The organism is Agromyces humi (assembly GCF_009720255.1).
Classification (GTDB): Bacteria; Actinomycetota; Actinomycetes; order Actinomycetales; family Microbacteriaceae; genus Agromyces; species Agromyces humi.
On the sequence record NZ_WJSP02000298.1, the window covers coordinates 1 to 4705 of the forward strand.

3 protein-coding genes, 1 pseudogene and 1 riboswitch are annotated in these 4705 nt (G+C 71.6%); of the genes and pseudogenes, 2 read left to right on the forward strand and 2 right to left on the reverse strand.

The genetic code is table 11. The features are described from left to right. The coding region (locus GH736_RS25780; protein ID WP_162529579.1) for a flagellar biosynthetic protein FliR at positions 1 to 108 on the reverse strand (108 nt) is incomplete at its 3' end. Positions 109 to 235: 127 nt separating this feature from the next. Continuing rightward, positions 236 to 1867, reverse strand: a pseudogene (locus GH736_RS17565) (glycerol-3-phosphate dehydrogenase/oxidase); the annotation flags it as partial. A 135-nt stretch (positions 1868 to 2002) separates the two neighbouring features. On the opposite strand from GH736_RS17565, the gene GH736_RS17570 reads away from it, so the two are divergent. Next, positions 2003 to 2995 carry a sugar-binding transcriptional regulator gene (locus GH736_RS17570; RefSeq protein WP_159605629.1) on the forward strand — a complete coding sequence of 331 codons (993 nt, stop codon included), beginning with the start codon at positions 2003 to 2005 and terminating at the stop codon, positions 2993 to 2995. A gap of 78 nt (positions 2996 to 3073) precedes the next feature. Further along, positions 3074 to 4240, forward strand: a complete 1167-nt coding sequence (locus tag GH736_RS17575) for a hypothetical protein (RefSeq protein WP_159605631.1) — start codon at positions 3074 to 3076, stop codon at positions 4238 to 4240. A gap of 75 nt (positions 4241 to 4315) precedes the next feature. Then, a riboswitch (FMN riboswitch) is annotated at positions 4316 to 4461 on the forward strand. The last annotated feature ends 244 nt before the right edge of the window (positions 4462 to 4705 follow it).

Genomic DNA, 4705 nt, shown 5'->3' on the forward strand with positions numbered 1-4705 from the left:
GAGCGCCAGACCGATCGCGATGACCGCTTTCACACGACCCGGGAACGACTTGTGCGAGAACGGCGGGGCAATCACCACGAACGCGATCACGCGGACCGAGGCGAGCATCACTGCCTGGATCCACGGCGGCGTGCGGATGCCGCGTCACGGCGGCGCCCTTGCGGCCGATGTCGATCCAGCCGAGCCGAGCTCCTCGCGGTTCATGCTCGTCGTCCTCGTGGGCATCGTCGTGCGCGGCCAGCTCGTCGAGGAGCGGGGCGGTGAGGGCTCCGGTGAACGCGATGCTCGTGCGGCGGAGCACCAGGTCGGCGAGGTGCACGACACGCTCGTTGCGGAGCAGCCACGCGATCTCGCCGCGCGTGTACGACGGGTGGTGCGCGAGGGGCCGGTCCTCGAGGCCCTCGGTCTCCGCGAGGAGCACTTCGGCGCGCGTGCCGTAGCGCTCGAGCAGCTCGTCGGCGCGGGCGCGGCCCACCTCGTCGCCGTGCGCGGCGAGCCAGACCCGGCGTGCATCGTCGGTTTCGGGGTACCTCGCCCCGCCGCCGATGGCGAGGCCGCGCGTCGAGCGGGTGCGCTCGCGCCCGAGGAGGCCGAGGACCTCGTCGGAGAGGTGCTCGGCGAGTGCCCGGAACGTCGTCCACTTGCCTCCGACGAGCGACAGCACGGTCGTGCCAGGACGTGCCGCGGCCTCCGCCCGCTCGATGCGGTAGTCCCGGCTGACGAAGCCGGGCTGCGTCTCGTCGTGACGGGGCAGCGGACGCACGCCGGAGAAGCGGTAGACGATCTGCGAGCGATCGACGTGGACGTCTGGGAAAACGTGCGCGACGAGCTCGAAGAAGTAGTCGACCTCCTCCTCGGTGCACACGGCCGGCTCGCGCACGTCGTGCTCGAGGTCGGTGGTGCCGACCATGACCCGGCCCTTCAGCGGGTAGATCAGCACGATGCGGCCGTCCTCGTGCTCGAAGAAGATCTCGCGTCCGCCCGTCGCGGCCAGCAGCTCGTCGTTGTCGAGCACGATGTGCGAGCCCTTGGTGCCGCCCATGAAGGCGGTCGGACGGCCCAGGTCGGCGTTCGTGAGGTCGGTCCACGGTCCCGAGGTGTTCACGACGACGTCCGCGGCGATCGAGAACTCCGCGCCCGTGAGGCCGTCGCGCACGCGCAACCCGTCGGCGTCGAGCCCGACCGCCGCGAGGTGGTTCGCCGCCCGGGCGTGCGGGCCCGCGGCGAGCCCGTCGAAGAGCACGTCGAGGGCGAGGCGCTCGGGGTCGTGCATGCTCGCGTCGAAGTACGTGGCGGTGTACTTCACGCCGGGATTGAGCGCCGGCAGCTCGGCGAGGGAGCGACGGCGCCCGTGGAAGCGGTGGCGGGGCACGGCACCGCCGTCGCGGGAGAACGCGTCGTAGATGGTGAGGCCGGTCTTGATGAGGGCGGCGCCGCGCTCTGTGGGCTTGCCCTGCCGATGCGTGAGGAATCGCAGTGGCGCCGCGAGGATGCCCGAGAACGTCGAGAAGATCGGCACCGTCGTCTCGAGCGGCTTCACGTAGTGCGGCGCGATGCGGATCAGCCCGTTGCGCTCCTCGACGGACTCCTGCACGAGCCGGAACTCGCCGTTCTCGAGGTACCGGATGCCGCCGTGGATCATGTGCGAGGACGCCGACGACGCCCCCGACACGAAGTCGTCGCGCTCGACGAGCACGACGTCGACGCCCTGGAGGGCGAGGTCGCGGAACGTGGCGATGCCGTTGATGCCGCCGCCGATGATGAGCACGTCGGCGGACGGTCGGGCGCGGAGCGCCGCGACATCCGGTCGCGTGCCGTCGAAGCGGCCCTGCTCGTGGGGCTGCGGGATCGTGGGATGCGGAGACATCGCTGTCCTCTCGATGCGGGTGCGGGTGGCGCTCGGCCGCGTCGGCTTGCGTCGGCGGGCCGGGTGTGGATGAATACATCGTGAGCGCGAGCGCACGCTGTTGCAAGCCGCGTGAACATATGTGCAAGGGGCCAGATGACCGAGAACGAGCCACGCGGGAGCGCCGAGGGCGGCGACGCCGTGAACGGCAAGACCAGGGACGCACTGCGTGCGGCACACCTGTACTACATGCAGGACCTCACGATGGACGCCATCGCGCACGAGCTGCACACCTCGCGTTCCTCGGTCTCGCGCCTCCTCAGCCACGCGCGCGCCAGCGGGCTCGTGGAGATCTCCATCCACTCCCCGCTCGACCTGCCGAGCCGGATCGAACAGGAGATCCTGACGCGCCACGAGGTGCGCGCGCACGTCATCCCGGTGCCCGACCACGCGAGCGACGTGGATCGGCTCGATCGCGTCGCGCTCTCGGCTGCACGGATTCTCGGGCAGTACGTCGACTCGAACCAGGCCATCGGGGTGGCGTGGGGCTCGACGATGACCGCGATGAGCCGGCACCTCGTGCCGAAGGCCACCCACAACACCGAGATCGTGCAGCTGAACGGTGCCGGCAACGTGCGCACGACGGGCATCCTCTACGCGAGCGAGCTCCTGCGCCGCTTCGGCGACGCGTTCGGCGCACGGGTGCAGCAGTTCCCGGTGCCCGCGTTCTTCGACGATCCGGCCACGAAGCGGGCGTTCTGGAAGGAGCGCAGCACGCGCCGGCTCCTCGACCTGCAGGCCCGCCTCGACGTCGCGATCTTCGGCGTCGGCTCGCCGTTCGCCGAGGTGCCGAGCCATGTCTACCAGGGCGGCTACCTCGAGCGGGCCGACTACGAGGGGCTGAGCCGCGAGGGCGCCGTGGGCGACGTGGCCACCGTCTTCTACCGTGCCGACGGCACGAGCGAGGGCATCGCCCTGAACGAACGTGCGACCGGACCCGACTTCGCCGTGCTCCGGCGCGCACCGCGACGCATCTGCGTCGTGTCGGGCCGTGCCAAGCTCCCGAGCCTGCGCGGCGCGCTCGCCGCCGGACTCATCACCGACCTCATCGTCGACGAGGGCACCGCCCGGGCGCTCGTCGAGGCGTGACGCGATCGTGACACCCACGCCACGGCCGCCGGGTTAGCGTATGGATGCCGCACCGAGCGGCATGGCGGAAGGAGCGGCGTGGAGGCAGGCGACGACCCGATACCGCAGCGGTCCGACCCGACGCCGCACCGGTCCCGACCGCCCGTGGCCGCCATCGTGGCCGGCACGGCCGTCGCGCTCGCGCTCGGCGTCCTCGGACATCAGTGGATCTCGACCACCGCCTACGAGGAGGCGTGGAGCGCCCTGGCCTCGACCGAGGCCGAGCTGACCGAGACGATCGACGACTACGAGGCCGGGCTGGATCGCTCCGACGCCGTCGCCGCCCGGGCCGAGGCGCTCCGCACGGTCGTCGGCGGCGACCTCGTCTCCCCCGACCTCGTCGAGGCCCTGGGCGCCGAGACCGATGAGCTGACCGCGTCCCTCGACACGGCGCCCGCCGCGAGCGGCCCCCTCACCGGCCTCTTCGACGAACCGACGGAGTTCTCACCGGCCTGGGAGCGCTACGCCGATCTCGTCGCGATGGCCGAGGCGCTTCCCGAGCGCGCAGAAGCGCTCGAGACCTTCCAGCAGGCGGAAGCCGAGGTGCGACGGGCCCGCGAGACCGTCGCCGAGCGCGTCGACGCGGTGTTCGCGAATGCCAGGGAACGAGCCGACGCGGAGATCGCATCGCACCCCCTCGCCACGTACCGCACGGTGCTGGACGTGCGGCACCTCATCGACGGCAGCGGCGTCGACGGCCAGTCGAACAGCGCGACCGGGTTCACGCAGCTGGTCGACGCGGTCACCGCGCTCCGCGCATCGCAGGCCGCAGTCGAGGCGGCGCGCGCCGAGTATCCGCGCCGCGCGGAGATCGAGGACTTCGCCCGATCCATCTCGCAGGGCGTGACGCTCGACTTCGAGTGGGCGTACGAGGTGGCGGGCGTGCCGAGCGACGGCTGGTACGCCGGCACGGCGGAGTTCTGGCCGGAGGACGGCGGCTGGGGTCGCATCACCCTGACGTACAGCATCGACGACAGCTGGGACGACCGGAACGCCGAGGCGGTGGTCGTGCACGAGGTCGGCCACACGCAGGCGATCCGCCCGTCGTGCGCCCCCATCTTCGAGGGCGCCGAGTTCCGGCGCGATCACGAGATGTGGGCGACCGCGTGGGCGATCGGGATGGGCTACGACCTGCCCGGCGCGGGCATCGAGGCCTACGGCCGTCCCAGCGACGAGCAGATCGCCGCCGCAGCCCAGTGCCGTTGACCCGACGGCCGCCGTGCGGCGCCCGATGACGGGAATAACCGGGCTCCGCACGCGTTGACCTAGAATCGACACGACAAACGTGCTCCGGGGTCGGTGGAAATCCGAGCCGGCGGTGACAGTCCGCGAGCTGCGAGCGCGAGGCCGAGAGGCCCCGCACGAGTGGTTGAACCGGTGGAATTCCGGTACCGACGGTGAAAGTCCGGATGGGAGGCGGCACGTGTCGGCTGTGCCGTGCGCAGCCGATGGAGGCGGTGGTCGACACCGCGGCATCGCCGATGCATCCCCCGGAGCCCTCACGACAGGACACGGGATGACGACCGGCGAGCACACGATGGCGGATGCCGCAGCGATGCGCCGCGCCCTCGAACTCGCGACCCGTGGCCCGGCCCGCGGCGTCAACCCGCGCGTCGGCTGCGTCATCCTCTCGCCGCACGGCGACGTGCTCGCCGAGGGCTGGCATCGCGG